Annotated in this window: 18 protein-coding genes and 1 tRNA gene; 3 read left to right on the forward strand and 16 right to left on the reverse strand. The window is 72.5% G+C overall.

Features of this window, described 5'->3' with window-relative positions; all coding sequences use genetic code 11:
- Positions 1 to 109: 109 nt before the first annotated feature.
- From hpnH to ACIHEI_RS27525, 13 genes are all read right to left on the reverse strand, one after another.
- On the reverse strand, positions 110 to 1132 hold the full coding sequence (gene hpnH, locus ACIHEI_RS27465; protein WP_396608482.1) for an adenosyl-hopene transferase HpnH: 1023 nt from the start codon (positions 1130 to 1132) through the stop codon (positions 110 to 112).
- A gap of 3 nt (positions 1133 to 1135) precedes the next feature.
- Positions 1136 to 1804 carry a 1-hydroxy-2-methyl-2-butenyl 4-diphosphate reductase gene (locus tag ACIHEI_RS27470; protein WP_396608483.1) on the reverse strand — a complete coding sequence of 223 codons (669 nt, stop codon included), beginning with the start codon at positions 1802 to 1804 and terminating at the stop codon, positions 1136 to 1138.
- Positions 1801 to 3759, reverse strand: a complete 1959-nt coding sequence (shc, locus tag ACIHEI_RS27475) for a squalene--hopene cyclase (protein WP_392948040.1) — start codon at positions 3757 to 3759, stop codon at positions 1801 to 1803. The genes ACIHEI_RS27470 and shc overlap by 4 nt, the downstream gene beginning before the upstream one ends.
- Before the next feature lie 7 nt (positions 3760 to 3766).
- The gene (locus ACIHEI_RS27480) at positions 3767 to 4840 is read right to left on the reverse strand and encodes a polyprenyl synthetase family protein (protein ID WP_396608484.1); all 1074 of its coding nucleotides are present in this window, start codon (positions 4838 to 4840) and stop codon (positions 3767 to 3769) included.
- Positions 4841 to 4926: 86 nt separating this feature from the next.
- Positions 4927 to 6324 carry a hydroxysqualene dehydroxylase HpnE gene (gene hpnE, locus ACIHEI_RS27485; protein ID WP_396608485.1) on the reverse strand — a complete coding sequence of 466 codons (1398 nt, stop codon included), beginning with the start codon at positions 6322 to 6324 and terminating at the stop codon, positions 4927 to 4929.
- Between the two features lie 94 nt (positions 6325 to 6418).
- Entirely contained in the window at positions 6419 to 7276 is an 858-nt protein-coding gene (gene hpnD, locus ACIHEI_RS27490) for a presqualene diphosphate synthase HpnD (protein ID WP_387645953.1), read from the reverse strand.
- Between the two features lie 41 nt (positions 7277 to 7317).
- Positions 7318 to 8238: a squalene synthase HpnC gene (gene hpnC / locus ACIHEI_RS27495; RefSeq protein WP_392948045.1), complete on the reverse strand. Its 921-nt coding sequence runs from the start codon at positions 8236 to 8238 to the stop codon at positions 7318 to 7320.
- Positions 8239 to 8427: 189 nt separating this feature from the next.
- The gene (locus ACIHEI_RS27500; protein ID WP_392948047.1) at positions 8428 to 9240 is read right to left on the reverse strand and encodes an ABC transporter ATP-binding protein; all 813 of its coding nucleotides are present in this window, start codon (positions 9238 to 9240) and stop codon (positions 8428 to 8430) included.
- Complete coding sequence (locus ACIHEI_RS27505) at positions 9233 to 10204, reverse strand: ABC transporter permease (protein WP_387868199.1); 972 nt, start codon at positions 10202 to 10204, stop codon at positions 9233 to 9235. The genes ACIHEI_RS27500 and ACIHEI_RS27505 overlap by 8 nt, the downstream gene beginning before the upstream one ends.
- A gap of 120 nt (positions 10205 to 10324) precedes the next feature.
- Positions 10325 to 11209, reverse strand: a complete 885-nt coding sequence (locus tag ACIHEI_RS27510) for a glycosyltransferase family 2 protein (RefSeq protein ID WP_396608486.1) — start codon at positions 11207 to 11209, stop codon at positions 10325 to 10327.
- A complete protein-coding gene (locus tag ACIHEI_RS27515) occupies positions 11206 to 12036 on the reverse strand; it encodes a CDP-alcohol phosphatidyltransferase family protein (RefSeq protein WP_396608487.1) in 831 nt (276 codons plus the stop codon). The genes ACIHEI_RS27510 and ACIHEI_RS27515 overlap by 4 nt, the downstream gene beginning before the upstream one ends.
- Positions 12014 to 13075, reverse strand: coding sequence for an iron-containing alcohol dehydrogenase family protein (locus tag ACIHEI_RS27520; RefSeq protein ID WP_387645177.1), 1062 nt, complete (start codon positions 13073 to 13075; stop codon positions 12014 to 12016). The genes ACIHEI_RS27515 and ACIHEI_RS27520 overlap by 23 nt, the downstream gene beginning before the upstream one ends.
- On the reverse strand, positions 13063 to 13818 hold the full coding sequence (locus ACIHEI_RS27525) for a sugar phosphate nucleotidyltransferase (RefSeq protein ID WP_392948054.1): 756 nt from the start codon (positions 13816 to 13818) through the stop codon (positions 13063 to 13065). Before ACIHEI_RS27525 ends, ACIHEI_RS27520 begins: the two co-directional genes overlap by 13 nt.
- Before the next feature lie 429 nt (positions 13819 to 14247).
- Here ACIHEI_RS27525 and idi point away from each other — a divergent pair, with 429 nt between their 5' ends.
- A complete protein-coding gene (gene idi / locus ACIHEI_RS27530) occupies positions 14248 to 14859 on the forward strand; it encodes an isopentenyl-diphosphate Delta-isomerase (protein ID WP_392948057.1) in 612 nt (203 codons plus the stop codon).
- A 4-nt stretch (positions 14860 to 14863) separates the two neighbouring features.
- On the opposite strand, the gene ACIHEI_RS27535 is transcribed toward idi, so the two are convergent.
- On the reverse strand, positions 14864 to 15385 hold the full coding sequence (locus ACIHEI_RS27535) for an ATP-binding protein (RefSeq protein ID WP_387645185.1): 522 nt from the start codon (positions 15383 to 15385) through the stop codon (positions 14864 to 14866).
- Positions 15386 to 15791: 406 nt separating this feature from the next.
- Here ACIHEI_RS27535 and ACIHEI_RS27540 point away from each other — a divergent pair.
- Positions 15792 to 15879, forward strand: a tRNA-Leu gene (locus tag ACIHEI_RS27540).
- A 108-nt stretch (positions 15880 to 15987) separates the two neighbouring features.
- Here the strand turns inward: ACIHEI_RS27540 and ACIHEI_RS27545 are convergent.
- On the reverse strand, positions 15988 to 16431 hold the full coding sequence (locus ACIHEI_RS27545; protein ID WP_396608488.1) for a MerR family transcriptional regulator: 444 nt from the start codon (positions 16429 to 16431) through the stop codon (positions 15988 to 15990).
- A gap of 78 nt (positions 16432 to 16509) precedes the next feature.
- Between ACIHEI_RS27545 and ACIHEI_RS27550 the strand changes: the two genes are divergently transcribed.
- Positions 16510 to 17955: an MFS transporter gene (locus ACIHEI_RS27550; protein WP_396608489.1), complete on the forward strand. Its 1446-nt coding sequence runs from the start codon at positions 16510 to 16512 to the stop codon at positions 17953 to 17955.
- On the opposite strand, the gene ACIHEI_RS27555 is transcribed toward ACIHEI_RS27550, so the two are convergent.
- Positions 17913 to 18335 (reverse strand): Fur family transcriptional regulator, encoded by a 423-nt coding sequence (locus ACIHEI_RS27555; RefSeq protein WP_387645194.1) that lies wholly within the window; start codon positions 18333 to 18335, stop codon positions 17913 to 17915. The genes ACIHEI_RS27550 and ACIHEI_RS27555 overlap by 43 nt on opposite strands.
- Positions 18336 to 18524 lie beyond the last annotated feature (189 nt).

Here is an 18524-nt window from a genome sequence, read left to right on the forward strand (position 1 = left end):
GCTGGTGCGGGTGGGTGGACGGTCGGTGTCCAGCCTGCGGCCCCGCTCTCGCGGTCGCCTGTCGGCGTGGGCCGCCTGCGCGGGTACGCGGGCGGCCCGTGACGGCTGCTCAGGCCTTGGGGGCGGCGAGGGTCTCCCGGGCGGCGCGGATCGACTCCTTGAGCGAGCCCATGGTGGCGAGCACGGCGGTGGGTTCGTATCCGCAGTGGGCCATGCAGTTGTCGCAGCGCGGGTCGCGGCCGCGGCCGTACTTGTCCCAGTCGGTCTTCTCGATGAGTTCCCGGTAGGTGGGGACGTAGCCGTCGGACATCAGGTAGCAGGGCCGCTGCCAGCCGAACAGCGAGTAGTTGGGGATGCCCCAGGCCGTGCACTCGAAGTCGACCTTGCCTTCGAGGAAGTCCAGGAACAGCGGGCTGTGGTTGAGCCGCCAGCGCCGCCTGTTGCCGCCGGCGAAGGCGGTGCGGAACAGCTCGCGGGTCTGTTCGACGCCGAGGAAGTGCTCCTGGTCGGGTGCCTTCTCGTACGCGTAGGCCGGAGAGATCATCATCTCGTCGACCTTGAGTTCGTCGTTCAGGTAGTCCAGTACCTCGACCACGGTCTGCGGGGTGTCGGTGTTGAAGAACGTCGAGTTGGTGGTGACCCGGAAGCCCTGCCGCTTGGCCTCCTTGATCGCCTCGACGGCCTCCGCGAAGGTGCCCTCCTTGGCCACCGAGGCGTCGTGCCGCTCCTGTAGTCCGTCGATGTGCACGGCGAAGGTGAAGTACGGGGACGGGGTGAACAGCTCGAGCTTCTTGCGCAGCAGCAGCGCGTTGGTGCAGAGGAAGACGTACTTGCGGCGGGCGACCAGTTGCCGGACGATCTCGTCGATCTGTGGGTGCATCAGCGGTTCGCCGCCGGCGATGGAGACCATCGGGGCGCCGCACTCCAGGACCGCGCCGACCGCCTGCGCGACCGGCATCCGCTGCTTGAGCACCCCCGCCGGGTGCTGGATCTTGCCGCAGCCCTCGCACTTCAGGTTGCAGGCGAACAGCGGCTCCAGCTCCACGATCAGCGGGAACTTGTCCCGGCGCTTCAGCTTCTGCTGCATGAGGTAGGTGGACACGCGGACGGTCTGACGCAGCGGCATGGCCATGACTTAGCTCGCTTCCTGAGGGAGCGTCGAGGGCTGTGTGGTCGTCGGCGGACGGGGCGCGGCGGCCAGTTGCCGGTGCCACGCGGTGAGGGCGGGGACGGCGGCGCGCAGCACCCGCCAGGCGCGGAATCCGGCGGGCAGGGTGCTGAGGCGGATGAGTTCCCGCTCGGGGGTGTCGACCACCACCCGCAGGACGGCGGCGGGCAGGTCGGGAGCGCGCTCGGCGCGGGCGGCGAGCACCGCGGCGGCCTCCATGTCGACGGCGAGCGCGCCCTCGGCGTGCAGCCGGGCCCGTTCGGCGCCGCGCACCACGTGGTCGGCGGTGCGGTGGGTGCCCAGGTGGGCGCGGATCCCGGCCTCCTCCAGCGCGCCGGCCAGCGCGGGCGCGGTGGCCAGCGGGTGGACGCTGCCCTCGGCGTCGGTGACCCGGTCGGCGACGATCACCTCGCCCGGGCGCACCCCGGGGCCGACCGCGGCGCCGAACCCGGCGACCAGCAGCGCCCCGTAGCCGCCGACGTCCAGCAGCGCGCCGGCCCGCCGCCCGGCGGTCCGGCGGCCCATCCCGGTGCGGGCCAGCACCGGGGGGCCGCCGGCCGCGCCGGACCAGTCGCCGCCGCGCAGCGCCCAGGCCTCGGGTCGCAGCGCGCAGAGCACCAGCAGGGGGTCGTTCATCGCCGGCCACCGCGGCCGAGCGGGGCGTCGTGCACGTAACGGCCGAGCGCGGTGACCGGGAAGACCAGCCGGTACAGGTGGTAGTTGATGGAGAAGTCCCAGGGGAACCCGGTGCCGGTGAACTGCGGTTCGTCCCAGCTCCCGTCGGGCCGCTGGGTGCGGGTCAGCCAGGCGATGCCGCGTTCGACCGCCTCCGAGTCGCGTTCGCCGGCGGCGAGCAGCGCCATCAGGGCCCAGGCGGTCTGCGAGGCGGTGGAGTCGCCGCGGCCGGCCCAGGTGGCCGGGTCCTCGTAGGAGCGCATGTCCTCGCCCCAGCCGCCGTCGGTGTTCTGCCGGCCGGTCAGCCAGCCGACGGCGCGGCGGACGGAGGGGTGGCCGGGGGTGAGTCCGGCGGCGATCAGGGCGGGCACCACGGAGCCGGTGCCGTAGATGTAGTTGGTGCCCCACCGACCGAACCAGGAGCCGTCGGCCTCCTGGTGGCTCAGCAGCCAGGCGACGCCGCGCCGGGTCCGGGGGTCGCGGGTGCGGCCGGTCTCGGCGAGCATCTCGACCACGTGCGCGGTGACGTCCGCGGAGGGCGGGTCGATGACTTCGCCGAAGTCGCAGAACGGCAGCTTGTTGGGGAGCTTGCTGGTGTTGTCGGCATCGAAGGCGCCCCACGCGCCGTCCTTGGACTGCATGCCGAGGTTCCAGCCGACGGCGCGTTCGACGGCGCCGGCCAGCCGGACCCGGTCGGGGTGGTCGATCCGGCGCAGCGCGAGCACCACCTCGGCGGTGTCGTCGACGTCCGGGTAGGTGTCGTTCTGGAATTCGAACGCCCAGCCGCCGGGGGCGAGCCGGGGGCGTTTGACGGCCCAGTCGCCGCGGGTGGTGACCTCCTCGCCGAGCATCCAGTCGCCGGCCCGCACCAGCGCGGGGTGGTCGCCGGGCAGTCCGGCGTCGCGCAGCGCGATGGCGGCCAGGCAGGTGTCCCAGACCGGGGACTGACAGGCCTCCAGCCAGCGCTTGCCGTCCTCGGTGTGCACGGTGAAGCTGTCGAACGCGGCCAGTCCGGCCTTCATCACGGGGTGGTCGAGGCGGTAGCCGAGCAGCCGCAGCGCGATCAGCGAGTACACGGCGGGCGGCTGGATGCCGCCCCAGCAGCCGTCGGCCTCCTGCCGTTCGACGATCCAGGCGGCGGCCTGCCGCAGTGCGAGGCGGCGCACCGGTTTGATGGCGTGCCGGTGGTAGCGGTGCATCAGCTGGTCGAGGCGCTGGAAGAGGCCGTCCCAGCTGTGCGCGGGGGCGAGCGGCCGCTTCGGGTACGGGTCGGCCGGGTCGGTGTGCAGTTCGGTGAGGTCGAACGGGGCCGGGCGGACCGGGCGGTGGGCGGAGACCACGGTCAGCGGGACGATGGTCTGCCGGGCCCATTGGCCGAAGGAGTAGATGTTCAGCGGCGCCCAGCTGGGCAGGAACAGCACTTCGGGGGGCAGTTCGGGGAGTTTCGCCCAGGGCCACCAGCCGAACAGGGCGAGCCAGATCCGGGTGAACACCCGGGTGGCGGCGATGCCGCCGTTCTCCCGGACGAAGGCGGCGGCGGCGCGCAGGTGCGGGGCGTCCGGGGGGTCCCCGGCGAGCCGGAGGGCGACGTACGCCTCGACGGTGGTGGACAGCTCGGGCGGGCCGCCGTGGAAGGTGGCCCAGGTGCCGTCCTCCCGCTGCCGGGAGCGGATCCAGGCCGCGGTGGCCCGGGTCTGCTCCTCGGTGCGGATGCCGAGGAACTGGCGGAGCAACAGGTCTTCGGCGTCCATGGTGACGTTGGTCTCCAGGTCGCCCTTCCACCAGCCGTCGGCGTGCTGGAGTGACAGCAGGTGTGCGGTGGCCCGGCTGAGCGCCGCCGCGGGTGAGGAATCGTCAGATCGTGTTACTGCAACTGAGGTTTGGGGTCCGAGCCTTCCACCCGCGGTTGCTGTCACTCTTACGTCACCTCTCTCTGACCACCACGAATTCGGCGAGTGCGACGAAGTGCTCGCGCACCTCGTCGGCCATGGGCACCTCGCCGAGCGCGGCGAGGGCGGTGTCGTACTGGCGGCGGGCCTCTTCCTGCGTCCAGGCCCGGCCGCCGGCCTGCTCGATCAGCGCGGCGCGGGCGGCGAGCTGCTGCTCGCTCTCCTCGCCGCGGCCGGTCGGGTCGGCCAGCTGTGCGGCCAGCTCGCGGGAGGCGGCGCCCCCCTCGGCCAGCGCGGCGCACACCGGCAGCGACTTCTTGCGCGACTGGAGGTCGCTCCAGTGCGGCTTGCCCGTCACTTCGGTGGCACCCCAGATGCCCAGCAGGTCGTCCACCGCCTGGAACGCCAGACCCAGGTGGTAGCCGTACCGCTGGAGCGCGTCGGAGATCCGGTCGTCGGCGCCGGCCAGTACCGCGCCGATCGCCGCGGAGGCCGCCAGCAGGGCGCCGGTCTTGCCGCCCTCCATGGTCAGGCACTCCTCGACCGTCACCACGTCCCGCTGTTCGAACGAGACGTCCAGCGCCTGACCGTCGATCAGCCGCCGGGTCGCGGTGGTGATCAGACGGACCGCGCGGGCGGCGTCGGTCGGGGTGGCCCCGCCGGTCACCGCGGCGTCCAGCAGGACCTCGGTGCCGAGAGTGGACAGCGCGTCGCCGACCAGCACGGCCTGCGCCGGGCCGAACACCGTCCAGGCGGTGGCCCGGTGCCGACGCGTCTCGTCACCGTCCATCAGATCATCATGAAGAAGGGAGAAATTGTGCACCAGCTCGACCGACACGCCGCCCGGTACGCCCACCTGCGCGTCCGCGCCGACCGCCTCGGCCGACAGCAGCGCCAGCGCCGGGCGCACCGCCTTGCCGCCGTCGCCCGCGGCGGGCTTGCCGTCGCGGTCGATCCAGCCGAAGTGGTACGCCGCGACGGTGTCCATCGGCGCGGCCAGACGGGCGACGGCCTCGCGCATCGGCGGCGTGCAGAGCGTGCGCCCGCGCGCCAGCAGGTCCAGGACCGTCAGGGTGTCCCCGACCGTCGAGCCGGTGCGTGCCTCCACGTGCGTTCCCTCTCGGTACGTCTGACCGGCCGCGAACGGCGGCCGGCCGGGTGCGATGTCGGTGGTCGGGGACTGCCGGGTCGCCGTCATCGGGGCCACCGCCCGTCCGCGCGATCGACCGGGAGCCGGCCGGTGCCGGCCAGCGCGGCGTCGGCCGCGGCGTGCCCGCTGCGCACCGCGCCCTCCATGGTCGCGGGCCAGCCGGTGGCCGTCCAGGAGCCGGCCAGCAGGATGCCCGGCAGGTCGGTGCGCGCGCCGGGGCGCAGCCGGGCGGTGCCGGGCGCCGGGTCGAAGGTGGCGGTGCGCTCCCGGGTGACGAAGAAGTCCAGCACCCGCGCGTCGCGGGCGGCGGGCAGCAGCCGGGCCAGCTCGGGCAGGTAGCGCTCGCGCAGCTCGGCGACCGGCAGGTCGATCTCGTCCTCGGCGGCGGACTGCGACACCGCCAGGTACTGGGCGCCGGGGACGTCCAGGCCGGAGTGCGGGGTGCGGTCGAAGACGAACTGCACCGGGGAGCCGATCGCGGCGAAGAACGGACGGCGGATCAGCGGCCGGTCGTAGATCACGTGCACGTTGAGGATCGGCGCGGTGCCGAACTCGGCGAGCCGCTCCTGCCCGGGGATCGCGCCCGGCGGCAGCAGCGCCGCCGCGGTGTCCTGGGCGCCGGCCAGCACCACGGTGTCGGCGGTGAGCAGTTCGCCGCTCTCCAGCCGGACGGCGTTCGGCTCGGCGGCCTTGAGTTCCGCGGCCTTGGTGCGCAGCAGCACCCGGACGCCCGCGCGTTCGAGTTCGGCGCGGGCCCGGTCGTGGTGGATCTCGCCGAGCGGGACGCGGGCGATGCCGATGTCGGCGGCGCCCGGGTCGGACAGCAGGCCGGTCTGGAACACCTTGGCGGCCAGCGCCATCGAGGTGCGGTCGGCGGTGGCGTTCAGGGTGGCGACACCCACCAGGTCCCAGACCGCTTCGATGGCGGCCGGGGTCTGGCCGTGGCGGCGCAGCCACTCGCCGAAGGAGATCTCGTCGAGCGCCGGGTCGTCCTGGTCGAGGCCCTTGAGGGCGAGCGCGCCGCGCACCACCCGCAGCCGGTCGGCCGGGCTCAGGTGACGGTAGGTGGCGAGGCTGCCGGCCAGGTGCAGCGGGACGGGCAGGGCGGCGCGGCGCAGCCGGCCGAGGCTGCGGGTCCCGTCGGCGGCCAGGCCGAGCACCGGGACGTCCAGCCGGTCCTGGAGGTCGACCAGGGCGTTCGCACCGAGGCGGTCGATCAGGCCGCGGTAGGCGGTGCAGCAGCGCAGGTAGACGTGCTGTCCGTTGTCGACCGTCAGGTCGCCGCGCTTGAAGGAGAAGGCCAGGCCACCGAGCCGGGGACGGGCCTCGACCAGGGTGGTGCGCACACCGGCCTCGGCCAGCCGGAGTGCGGCGGTGATGCCGGCCAGGCCGCCGCCGATCACCACGGCGGTGCGCTGCCGCTGCGGCGTCGGCGTGCTCATCGGTCCTCCCTGGCGGCAGTGGACTGAGGGCACAACAACGTGCGCATGCGTCGTGACTCCCTGTTGACACAGCGTGACATAACTGGCGTGAGAATCAAGAACGCCCTCCGGCGAGCCCGGACAGTGCCACGTACGCCTTCTCCCAGCCGGGCAGCGAGACCCGGCCGCGGAGCACCGAGTGCGGGTCGGCGGCGATCCGGCCGAGCAGGCGGTGGTAGATGCCGGCCATCGCGGCGGTGGCGGCGCGGCTGCGGCGGTCGAGCATCGGCAGCAGTTGCAGGCCCTCGGTGAAGGCCTGCTGGGCGCGGTCGGCCTCGAAGGCGACCAGGCCGGTGAAGTCGGCGCCGAGCGGGAGCTTCGGGAGGGCGAAGCCCTGCTGGCAGCCGAACCGGGCGAGGTCCTCGGCGGGCAGGTAGGTGCGGCCGTTCAGGGCGTCCTCGCGCAGGTCGCGCAGGATGTTGGTGATTTGCAGCGCCAGCCCCAGGGTGTCGGCGTAGGCGGCGCCGCGCTCCCAGTCCTCGCAGCCGTACACGCCGAGCGAGAGCCGGCCGATCGAGCCGGCCACGCAGCGGCAGTACACCTTGAGCTCGTCGAACGTCTCGTACTCGACGCCCTTGAGGTCCATCTCGACGCCGTCGATCAGCTCGTCGAAACCGCCGAGCGGGATCGGGAAGCGGCGGGCGGCGTCGGCCAGCGCGACCTTGATCGGGTCGGTGTCGTCCTCGCCGACCGCGCCCGCCCGGATCTCGTCCAGCAGGACGCGGGTGCGGGCCAGCGCCTCGGTCTTCTGCTCGGCGGGCAGTTCGCCGTCGCCGATGTCGTCGACCCGGCGGGCCAGCGCGTACAGCGCGGACATCGCCAGCCGCTTGGCCTCGGGCAGCAGCCGGATGCCGTAGCTGAAGTTGCGGGCCTGCAGGGCGGTGACCGCCTCGCAGTACCGGTAGGCCGCCATGACCGGCGCGGACGCCAGTGGTGATGCCCCCACGCGGGCGCTCACCTTCCCTTCGCGAAAAGTGCCGCCGCCCGGCCGGCCAGGCGGCGCTTGTCCGGCTTCGCCCGGTGCGCGAGCACGTCGTACCCGGCCGCCGCGATGGCGTCCAGGGCCGCGTACCCGCCGGCGGTGAATCCCGCCAGCAGCAGTCGAAGCCTCCCGTGAACCGTACCTACCAGCGGCGCGCCGCGATCGAGCAGGGTCCGGGCCCGGCTCGCCTCCCAGGCGATCAGCTGCCGCACCTCGCGCGAGGCGGCGGGGGCGGCGAGGTCCTGTTCGGTGACGCCGAAGGTGGCGAGGTCCTCCTGCGGGAGGTAGATCCGGCCGCGGTCGAGGTCCTCGGCGACGTCCTGCAGGTGTTCGACGATCTGCAGCGCGGTGCAGATCGCGTCGGAGAGTTCGATCCGCTCGGGGGTGGCGCGGCCGGCCAGCGCGAGCACCAGGCGGCCGACCGGGTCGGCGGAGAGCGTGCAGTAGTGCCGCAGGTCGTCGTAGGTCGGGTAGCGGGTGACGGTCTGGTCGACCCGGTTGGCCTCGATCAGCCGGCGGAACGGCTCGGGGGTGACGGCGTGCTGTTCGATCAGCGGGACCAGACGGCGGACCAGCGGGTGCCGGGGCTCGCCGGCGGCGGTGCCGAGCACGGTGCCGCCCTGCGCGCGGTCGTCGCCGAGGGCGGTGGCGAAGGCCCGGTCGAGGTCCCGCTCCAGGCCGTCCAGCAGGGCCAGCCGGAAGCCTTCGTCCTCCGGCGCGCCGGGGACGTCCAGCAGGTGGGCGACGGAGACCGGGTCGGCGAGGTCGCCGTCGCCGGCGTCGTCGATCAGCCGGGCGAAGCCGTAGACCGCCATCAGGTCGCCGCGCCAGGCGGCGGGCAGGAAGGCGGGCGCGACCGGGAAGTTCTCCAGGTCCGCCTTGTCCAGCGTCACCGCCGCTGTCTGGTTATCAGATTTGGTTGAAGCCGACACTGCCGTCACTCCCCCGTTCTACACCGGTCCCGGCCGCCATCGCGCCTCGGACACGCTTCCGTCTCCACGCCTTCACCCGCCGCACGGCGCAGGGCCGGTGCCGGGGAGAGCTCCCCGCGCACCGGCCCTGCGACCGTCGGCCGCGCCCCGTCAGGGGCGCTCGCCCTTCTCGTACCGCCGGACCACCTCGTCGGTGTGCCCGTCCATGATCAGCTCGCCGTGCTCGATCCAGATGGTGCGCTCACAGGTCTCGCGGATCGCGTTGTTGTCGTGGCTGACCAGGAAGACCGTGCCGGCCTCCTTGCGCAGCTCGTTGATCCGGGCCTTGGAGCGCTGCTGGAAGCCCTGGTCGCCGGTGGCGAGGGCCTCGTCGATCAGCAGCACGTCATGGGTCTTCGCCGCGGCGATGGAGAACCGCAGGCGGGCGCCCATGCCGGAGGAGTAGGTGCGCATCGGGAGCGAGATGAAGTCGCCCTTCTCGTTGATGCCCGAGAACTCCACGATGCTCTGGTAGCGCTCGCGCACCTGGGCCGGGGACATGCCCATCGCCAGGCAGCCCAGCACCACGTTGCGCTCGCCGGTCAGGTCGTTCATCAGCGCCGCGTTCACGCCCAGCAGCGAGGGCTGGCCGTTGGTGTAGATGGCGCCCTTCGCGGTCGGCAGCAGGCCGGCGATGGCCGCCAGCATGGTCGACTTGCCGGAGCCGTTCGAGCCGATCAGGCCGACGGCCTCGCCCTTGTACGCGGTGAAGCTGATGCCGCGGACCGCGTGCACCTCGCGGATCGCGGGCGACTTCTTGCGGGTGATCATCCGGCTCAGCGCCGAGGTGGCGCTGCCCTTGCCGGCGCCCGCACCGTGCACCTTGTAGATGATGTGCACGTCGTCCACCACGACGGTGGGGACCCGGGCCTGGTTGTCCACCGCGGTGGTCTCCTTCAGGGTGTCGATCGCTGCGTCAGCCACGGCCGTACTCCTCCTCGGACTTCCAGAAGAACACGAAGCCGATGACGAAGGCGACGACCGCCCAGGTGCCGGCCATGATCCAGATGTGGTGCGGGAGGTTCAGCGCCTCGGGGAGCTTGTGGCCCGCCGCGTCGTAGCCGCCCGGGTACTTGCTCTTGTCGAAGCTGTCCGGCATGAACGCGTAGCGCATCAGGTCCATGTAGACCGTCGCCGGGTTCCAGGAGTAGACCGTCTGCCAGATCGTCGGCCAGCTCTTGATGTAGCCGGAGACGCTGTACATCACGCCGGAGACGTACATCCAGGTGCGCAGCAGGAAGGGCATCAGCTGCGAGATGTCCGAGGTCTTGGCGCCGATCCGGGCCATCACCATGGCCAGGCCGGTGTTGAACAGCGACTGCAGCACCAGCGCCGGGATGATCAGCAGCCAGGTCATGGCCGGACGGATGCCGTTGGCCAGCACGATGGCGACCAGCACCACCATCGAGATCAGCAGCTGCTGGAGCTGGATCACGGTGAACGCGATCGGCAGCGAGGCGCGCGGGAAGTGCAGTGCCCGGATCAGGCCGAGGTTGTCGGAGATCGAGCGGGTGCCGGCCTGGATCGCGCTCTGCGAGAACTGGAACACGAAGACGCCGACGCACAGCCAGGCGATGTAGACCGGGACGCCGTCCCGGCTCTGCATGATCACACCGAAGACCAGGTAGAACACCGCGCAGTTGAGCAGCGGGGTGAGCACCTGCCAGAGCTGGCCGAGCTTCGCGGTGGTGTACTGCGCGACCAGGCGGGCGGTCGCGAACGAGCTGATGAAGGCGCGCCGGGCCCACAGCTGGCCGATGTACTTCGGCAGACTCGGCCGCTTGCCGCTGACGGACAGCCCGTACTTGTCCGCCAGTTGCTTCGGGGTCAGACCCGCGTCGGTGCCCCTCGGTGCGGAGAGGTTGACCGGGTCACTCAGTGTCGACACATTCGTCCTTCAGGGGGTCGAAATTCCGCGGCCCCGGGGGGACGGGGCGCGGAACCGGGGCGTACCACGAGGAGCTCAGGTTTGCGTGCGGGCGGCGGGGGTAATGCCGACCGGTTGCGATCAGATGATTGGCGGTCTGCCGAGCCTGGTCAAGCGCCAGACGGTGGACCACTTCATCGGCCGACGCGGGCCGCAGGGCTCGCTCCAGCCTGCCCGGAACCCGCCGAGCCACGCCTTGAGCGCCGAGCCGGAGGGCCGCCGGGCGACCGTCAGCAGGAACCAGGTCCCCAGATAGAGAGGCACCAAGGGGGCCGGAAGGTTCCGTCGGGCCAGCCACACCCGGTTGCGGGCCACGTTATGGAAGTACGCCGCGTGCCGGGCCGGGGAGGTCGCCGGGTGGTGGAGCACCACGTCCGGGAGGTAGTCGATCGACCAGCCGGCGTCCAGCGCCCGCCAGGCCAGGTCGGTCTCCTCGTGGGCGTAGAAGAACTCCGCGGGCAGCTGCCCGGCCTGCGGGAAGACCGCGCTGCGCACCGCGCTGGCGCCGCCGAGGAAGGTGGTGACCCGGGAGGCGCGCAGCGGGTCGCTGGCGCGCAGCCGGGGCACGTGCCGGCGCTGGGTGGTACCGGTCTCCGGGTCGGCGATCCGGAACGAGACGATGCCCAGCGACGGGTCGGCGGTGAACGCCTTCCGGAGCAGCTCGGCGGAGTCGGTCTTCGGCAGCGAGCCGTCGTCGTCCAGGAACAGCACCGCGTCGACGTCCCGGCCGTCCGGGCCGAACAGCTCGATGCCGACGTTGCGGCCGCCGGGGATACCCAGGTTCTCGGGCAGTTCGACGGTGCGGACGTCCGCCGGCAGCGGGGGCAGCGGGGCGCCGTTGCCGACCACGGCGAGTTCGACCGGCGGGCCCTGCTGGGCGCGCACCGACTCGATCAGCGCGTTCAGTTCGGCGGGCCGGTTGCCCATGGTGATGATGACCGCGCCGAGGCGGAAGTCGTCGCTCATCGGAGCCTGCTGGAGAGCACGATGGACAGCAGGTGCAGGACGGTCTGCAGCATCGCGATGGCGGCCAGCACCACCACGGCGAGGCGGGTGAAGTACAGGCCGCCGTGGACCTGGTCGGCGATGCCGGCGGCCAGGATGAACAGCGAGGCCTCGACGGCGCCGACCAGGCGGTGGAACTTCAGCAGCGAGGCGGCCCGGCGGGCCTTGGCGACGGCGTTCGAACGCGGCACCGAGGCCTCGTCCAGGACGGCGGTCAGGCCGGAGCGGGCCCGGGCGACGTCGACCAGGTCGGTCTCGGACTTGATCAGGATCGCGCCGAGCGCGGCCAGCGTGCCGAGGAAGGCCCACTGCCAGGCGGCGTGCGAGCCCTCGCGGTGCAGCAGGTCGGTGGCGCGCAGGCCGAGGCCGGTGAGCAGCGCCGCCTCGGACATGTAGTGGCCGACCCGGTCGAGGTAGACGCCGGTGAGCGAGGTCTGGCGGCGCCAGCGGGCGACCTCGCCGTCCACGCAGTCCAGCAGCAGGTAGATCTGGATCAGCAGGGCGCCGAGGATCGCGCCGCCCAGGCCCGGGACCACCAGCGCTATGCCGGCCAGGATGCCGGTGAGCATCATCAGGTAGGTCAGGCCGTTGGGCGTGATGGCGGTGACGGTCGACAGGATGCGGGTGATCCGCAGCGAGATCTTCCGCATGTAGAGGCGGCCGGCCCAGTGCTCGGCGCTGCGTCGCTGGAGCATGCCCTCGGGGTGGATGACCGCCCGGAGCTCCTCGATCGACGGGCGGCGGGTGAGGTCAACCGGCGGGCGTTCAGCTGTTGACGGCTTGGACATAGTCGGCGTACGCGTCCCTGATGTCTGTGGCGGAGAGGTCGAGGTGTTCGAGGATGGTGAAGCGCCCCGGTCTGGTGTTCGGAGCGTAGTGCACCGCTTCGGTGAACTCCGCCTCGGTGAAGCCGAGCTGATCGGCCGTCACCGGCAGGCCGTGGAAACGCAGGCGTTCCACGATCAGTCCGGACAGGTCCTGCTCGCCCCGCAGGAAGCAGGCGAAGGCCGCGCCGAGGCCGACCTGCTCGCCGTGCTGGGCGGACCGCTTGGGGTGGAGCACGTCCAGGGCGTGCGAGATCTCGTGGCAGGCACCAGAGCTGGGCCGGGTGCTGCCGGCGATGTTCATCGCGATGCCGGACAGTACCAGTGCTTCCGCGAGCGTGGTCAGCAGGTCCGGGTCCTCCAGGGTGCCCGGGTGCCGCAGCAGGTTCTCGCCGGCCGCCCGGGCCATCGCCACGGCCAGGCCGTCGACCGGCTCGCCGGTGACGGTGTGCGAGAGCTCCCAGTCCGCGCAGGCGGAGATGTTGGAGACCGCGTCGCCGATCCCGGCGGCCACGAACCGCTTCGGCGCCTTGGAGATGACGTCGAGGTCGACCACGATGCCGATCGGGCCGGGCACTCCGTAGGAGCCGCGGCCGGCGTCGTTGTCGAGGGTGGAGACCGGGGAGCAGATGCCGTCGTGGGCGAGGTTGGTGGCGACCGCGACCACCGGCAGGCCGACCCGGGCCGCGGCGTACTTGGCCACGTCGATGATCTTGCCGCCGCCGAGGCCCACCAGGGCGTCGTAGTGGCCGCGGCGGATCTCGTCGGTCAGCCGGACCGCGCTGTCCAGGGTGCCGTCGTCGACCTGGTACCAGTCGGCGCCGGGCAGCGCCGGCTCCAGGCGTTCGCGCAGCACCGCTCCCGAGCCGCCGCTGATCGCCACCGCGATCCGGCCGGACGAGGACAGCCGCTGGTCGGCGAGGATGCCGCCGAGCGCGTCCAGTGCGCCGGCCCGCACCTCGACGAACACCGGCGAGGGCACCAGTCGGGTCAGTACCGGCACGCGATCTCCCGAGCCTTGGCCAGGTCGTCGTGGTTGTCGACCTCGACCCAGGAGACCTCGCCGATCGGCTGCACGTCGATGATCAGACCGCGGTCGACCATCTCCTGGTAGCCGTCCTCGTAGTACAGCTGCGGGTCGCGCTCGAAGACCGCCTTGAGGGCGTCGGCCAGGGCCGGGCCGGCGGACGGGTTGATCACGGTGACGCCGATGTACTCGCCGGTGGCGTCCAGCGGGTCCATCAGCTTGGTGATCCGGCGCACCCCGAGCTCCGGGTCGACGACGACCTTCATCTCCTCGTCGGCGAGCTTCTTCACGGTGTCCAGCGCCAGCAGGATGCCGGGGGCCTTGCCCTCCTTGATCCGCCGGTCGTTGCCGTCCAGCATGGTGCGCTGCACCGACGCCGGGTGGACGGTGTCGCCGTTGGCGAGCAGCAGGCCCTCACCGAACAGGTCGCGGGCGCACCACAGGGAGTAGGCGTTGTTCCACTCCTCGGCCTTGTCGTTCTCGACCAGGGTGAGCTTCACGCCGTACTTCTGCTCCAGCGCCTGCTTGCGGTCGTGGACCGCCTCCTTGCGGTAGCCCACGACGATCGCGGCCTCCCGCAGGCCGACCTCGGCGAAGTTCCCCAGGGTCAGGTCGAGCACCGTCCGCTCCCCGTCGACCGGCACCAGCGCCTTGGGCAGGGTGTCGGTGTACGGACGAAGCCGGCGGCCTGCGCCGGCGGCCAGGACGAGGCCGATCATGCGGGACTCCAGGGTCTCGGGTGCCGTCCGGCGCACCGGTGCGGGTCATGGGCGCCGGGGCGCGGCCGCGGCTGCGGCGCGCCGTACGGGCGCGCCTTGCGGACCGCCCGGTGTACCTGATGGTAGGCGACCCCGACCACCTGCCAGAACGCGGCCCGGGCAGGTCAGGTGATCAGCTGAGGGTACGACGTGAACCTTCGGCGAAGGTCCGCTGTCGCGGATCGAACAGTTCTGCCGAACATCCGATCCACCGTCCCGGCGGTGTGCGTCGCGGCCTCGGGCCCGCCTGGCCATGCGGCAGACTTGGGCCCCGACGCCGTCGGCGGACCGGGCCGGTCCGATCCGGTCCCGCCGTGCGCGCAGCCGACCTCAAGGACCGGGGTGGGCGGCCCGGAGGCCGCCCCCGGTCCACGTGCCGAAAGGGGCATTGTGCCCATGAGCCCTGCTGTCAGCCCGACCGACGACCTCTCCCCCGAGGTCGCCGCCCAGTCCCCGGCCGCACCCGGCGAGATCATGCTGGAGCTGGTCGACGACCACGGCGTGACCATCGGGACCGGCGAGAAGCACTGGGCCCACCAGCAGCCTGGCCGACTCCACCGCGCCTTCTCGGTGTTCCTGTTCGACCGGCAGGGCCGGATGCTGCTGCAGCGTCGGGCGCTGAGCAAGTACCACTCGCCGGGTGTCTGGTCGAACACCTGTTGCGGCCACCCCTACCCCGGCGAGCAGCCGTTCGTGGCGGCCGCCCGCCGCACCACCGAGGAACTGGGCGCGGCCCCCGCGCTGCTCTGCGAGGCCGGCACCGTCCGCTACGACCTGCCGGACGAGACCACCGGGCTGATCGAGCGGGAGTGGAACCACCTGTTCGTCGGCCTGATCACCGCCGAGGCGGACCCCAACCCGGACGAGGTCGAGGACACCCGCTTCGTCACCGCCGCCGAGCTGCGCGCGCTGCGGGCCGAGAAGCCGTTCTCGGTGTGGTTCGAGACGGTCTTCGAGGCCGCGCTGCCCGGGATCCGGGAGATCGCCGGCAACGACTGGTGACACCTCAGTAGTCCGGGTCCCCGTCGGGGCCGTCCCCCGTCCCGGCGGGCCCCGGTGCGGGCAGTGGCAGGTCGGCCCAGATCACCTTGCCGCCGTCCGCCGTGCGCTCCACGTCGCACTCGCCGCCCGCCTGCAGCGTGACGCTCTTGACCAGCAGCAGCCCGCGACCGCCCGGGCGGGCCGGGTCGTTCTCCTGCGCCCTCGGGCGGTACGGGTGGCCGTCGACCACCGAGATCCGCACCCGGTCCGGGCCGATCACCAGTTCGCAGTGCACCTCCGGGGAAAGCGCCGCGGCGTGCGTGACGGCGTTCGACACCAGCTCCGAGACGATCAGCAGCAGATCGTCCACCAGCTCCTGGTAGCGCTCCCCCGCCATGCCCTGCGCCAGCAGCCTGTCCCGCACCGCGTGTCTGGTGCGCGGCACCGAGGACTCGTGCGGGGCCGCGGCGAACCGCCACACGCCCTGACCCGGCCCGGGCTTCCGGCCGGGCCGTCGGGTCGCGACCGCCTTCTGCGTCTCTTCCACTGCACGCCGCCCTTCACGCGGTGACGGGAGCCGGCGGCAGCTGTCGGGACATCGGGCGTTCCGCGCGGGGCTCCTGGTCACCCGAGGCTAGGAGAGCGGGTGGTCGGGGGTCGCACCGGGACCGGATTGACGCGTGTCGTGAAGCTTCCCGACCGATTCGGCACGCGACCTGCCCCGTCCTGCTCGCCCGCACCGCCGGGTCTGCCGCCAGAACACCCGCCCGAACCCCCTCCACCAGCTGTTTCACCCCGATCTCCGCCCGCCTTGCCCCCCTTCCGCCCGAATTGCCCACCGATCCCGGCCCGCAGCACGAAAACGCAGGTGAGAAGCACTCCGGAAGCCTGGTAATGTTCTCTTTGTCGCCAGGGGGCAGCCGAAAGGAAGCCTGAAGGCGGCAAGACACCTAGTCCGGGTGGCGGAATGGCAGACGCGCTAGCTTGAGGTGCTAGTGCCCTTTATCGGGCGTGGGGGTTCAAGTCCCCCCTCGGACACCAACGGAAAGGCCCCAGTTGATCTGGGGTCTTTCTGCTTTTCCCGGCCCTGTACGTGAATCGCACGGCCCCGCCGCGTGACCGACCGTGGCCTTCACCGGAATGTGGTCTTCACGCGGACGGTTCGCCGGGGGCCCAGAGGCCGGTGGCGTGGCCGGTGGTGAGGCGGGATCGGTAGGTGTCGACCTTGTGGTCCCTGCGGGTGAGGTGGGACTGGAGTTCGGTCAACCGGGCAGCCACCTCGGTGCGGTGGGCTTCGAGGAGGGCGAGGCGGTCGGGTTCGTTGCCGGGGCCTGCGGTGACGAGTTCGGCGTAGTGGCGGATGGTGCGGATCGGCATGCCGGTGGCGCGCAGGCGGGTGCAGAGGTCGATCCATTCGAGGTCGCGGCGGTGGTAGCGGCGGCGGCCGCCGGGGGTGCGGTCGATGGGGGTGACGACCAGGCCGGCGCGTTCGTAGTAGCGCAGGGTGTGGACGCTGACGCCGGTCCGCGCGGCGGCCTCGGCGATGGTCAACCCCTGGGCGGGGAGCGCGGGTTGGGGATTGATTTCGAGCACGCTCGAAATCGTAGCGTCGGCTCCGAGGACCGGACGGGGCGTCAATTGCCGCTCCGGGCAGGGGTGGAGGGGTGTCAGATGTCCGAACTCGGCGACCGGCGGAAGCGGTTGGTGCTCGCGGTGTGCTGCGTGAGCATGGTGATGGTGGTGCTGGACATCACCGTGGTGAACGTCGCATTGCCGTCCGTCCGAAGGGAGTTGGGGGCGTCGGTGGCGGCGCTGCAGTGGACGGTGGACGCGTACACGCTGGTGCTGGCGGCGTTTCTGCTGCCGGCGGGGGCGGCGGCGGACCGGTGGGGGCGGCGGCGGGTGTTCATGGTGGGGCTGGCGCTGTTCGGGCTGGGGTCGGCGCTGTGTGCGCTGGCGCCGGGGCCGGGGGCGCTGGTGGGGGCGCGAGCGGTGCAGGCGGCGGGCGGGACGATGCTGAACCCGGTGGCGATGGCGATCGTGGCGACGACCTTTCCGGGGCGGGAGGAGCGGGCCCGGGCGGTCGGGGTGTTCGGGTCGGTGTCGGGGCTGTCGCTGGCGCTGGGGCCGGTGCTGGGCGGGGCGCTGGTGGACGCGCTGGGCTGGCGGGCGGTGTTCTGGGTGAACCTGCCGGTGGTGGCGGCGGGCCTGGCGGGGGCGGCGCGCTGGGTGCCGGAGTCCCGGGCGGCGCGGGTGCGGCGGTTCGATCCGGTGGGCCAGTCGCTGGTGGTGGTGCTGCTGGGCGGGCTGGTGTTCGGGCTGATCGGGGCGGGCCGGGAGGGCTGGTCGGCGCCGGTGGTGTGGGGGCCGCTGGCGGTGGCGGCGGTGGCGGTGCCGGTACTGGGGTGGTGGGAGCGGCGGCGGGCGGATCCGTTGCTGGAGGTGGGTCTGCTGCGCAGCGTCCCGGTGGTGTCGGCGCTGGTGATGGCGTTCGCGGCGCTGTGCGCGTTCGGGGCGTTCCTGTTCGCGGTGACGCTCTATCTGCAGGGGGTGCGCGGGATGTCGGCGCTGCGGGCGGGGTTGTGCGTGGCGCCGGTGGGGGTGCTGATCGTGCTGCTGTCGCCGTGGACGGGCCGGGTGGTGGGGCGGCGGGGGACGCGGCTGCCGCTGGTGGTGTCGGGGGTGGCGCTGGCCTCGGCGGGCGGCCTGTTGCTGCTGGTGGGCCCGGGAACGCCGGTGCCGGCGCTGTTGGCGCCTTTCGCGCTGGTGGGGGTGTTCCAGGGGACGGTGAATCCGCCGGTCACCACGACGGCGGTGGCGGGGCTGCCGGTGTCGATGGCGGCGCTGGCATCGGCGTTGGCTTCGGCGGCCCGGCAGACGGGTTCGGCGGTGGGCGTGGCGGTGGCGGGCACGGTGCTGGCCGGTGGGGTGGCGGCGGGCGGTGCGGCGTTCACCTCGGCGGCGCGCGGGGTGTGGTGGCTGCTGGTGGCGGCGGGTGTGGTGATCGCGGTGCTCGGCGCGGCGGGGTCGGGCCGCCGGTCGGGTGGGCCCGGGGGTGGGCCCGGGGGTGGGCGTCAGGCGGCGGCGCGGGCGCAGTCGGCGCAGAGTCCGCGGTAGGTGACCTCGGCGGCGGTGATGGTGAAGCCGAAGCGTTCGGCGGCGGGAAGGGAGGCCAGCGGGTCGCCGGTGGGGTGGACGTCGCGGATGGTGCCGCAGACGAAGCAGACCAGGTGCTGGTGCGGCCGGTGCGCGTTGGGGTCGTAGCGCTTGGCCCGGCCGTCGGTGGCGACTTCGAGGATCTCACCGAGGGTGACGAGTTCGCCGAGGGTGTTGTACACGGTGGCGCGGGAGATCTCGGGGAGGCGTTCGGCGGCGCGCGCGTGGACCTCGTCCGCCGTCAGATGGACGTGGTCACCGTCGAGGACTTCGGCCACCACCCGGCGCTGGGAGGTCAGCCGCCAGCCGCGGTCACGCAGACGTTCCAGCAGGTCACTCATGTGTTCATCCATTCAGCTCAACAGACGCCCGAACTGTACAGGGGGCGCGGCAGCGCACCGGATTCGAGCGGGAACCACCACCCGATTGAGGGAGTTCTTGACTTAGACTGTGTCTATCTTAGGATCGACTCCGGCGAACAGCCAAGGTGCCCGTCAGAAGAGTGCGATCTGCCCGACCCGGAGGGACTC

It is taken from the genome of Kitasatospora sp. NPDC051984, from assembly GCF_044593455.1.
Taxonomy (GTDB): domain Bacteria; phylum Actinomycetota; class Actinomycetes; order Streptomycetales; family Streptomycetaceae; genus Kitasatospora.

Coding starts and splice junctions, on each gene's coding strand:
- ACIHEI_RS27525 (WP_392948054.1), bottom strand. CDS start 13,818: ATGATCGGCCTCGTCCTGGCCGCCGGCGCAGGCCGCCGGCTTCGTCCG.
- hpnH (WP_396608482.1), bottom strand. CDS start 1,132: ATGGCCATGCCGCTGCGTCAGACCGTCCGCGTGTCCACCTACCTCATG.
- ACIHEI_RS27470 (WP_396608483.1), bottom strand. CDS start 1,804: ATGAACGACCCCCTGCTGGTGCTCTGCGCGCTGCGACCCGAGGCCTGG.
- ACIHEI_RS27550 (WP_396608489.1), top strand. CDS start 16,510: ATGTCCGAACTCGGCGACCGGCGGAAGCGGTTGGTGCTCGCGGTGTGC.
- hpnE (WP_396608485.1), bottom strand. CDS start 6,324: ATGAGCACGCCGACGCCGCAGCGGCAGCGCACCGCCGTGGTGATCGGC.
- ACIHEI_RS27515 (WP_396608487.1), bottom strand. CDS start 12,036: ATGTCCAAGCCGTCAACAGCTGAACGCCCGCCGGTTGACCTCACCCGC.
- hpnD (WP_387645953.1), bottom strand. CDS start 7,276: ATGGCGGCCTACCGGTACTGCGAGGCGGTCACCGCCCTGCAGGCCCGC.
- ACIHEI_RS27555 (WP_387645194.1), bottom strand. CDS start 18,335: ATGAGTGACCTGCTGGAACGTCTGCGTGACCGCGGCTGGCGGCTGACC.
- ACIHEI_RS27510 (WP_396608486.1), bottom strand. CDS start 11,209: ATGAGCGACGACTTCCGCCTCGGCGCGGTCATCATCACCATGGGCAAC.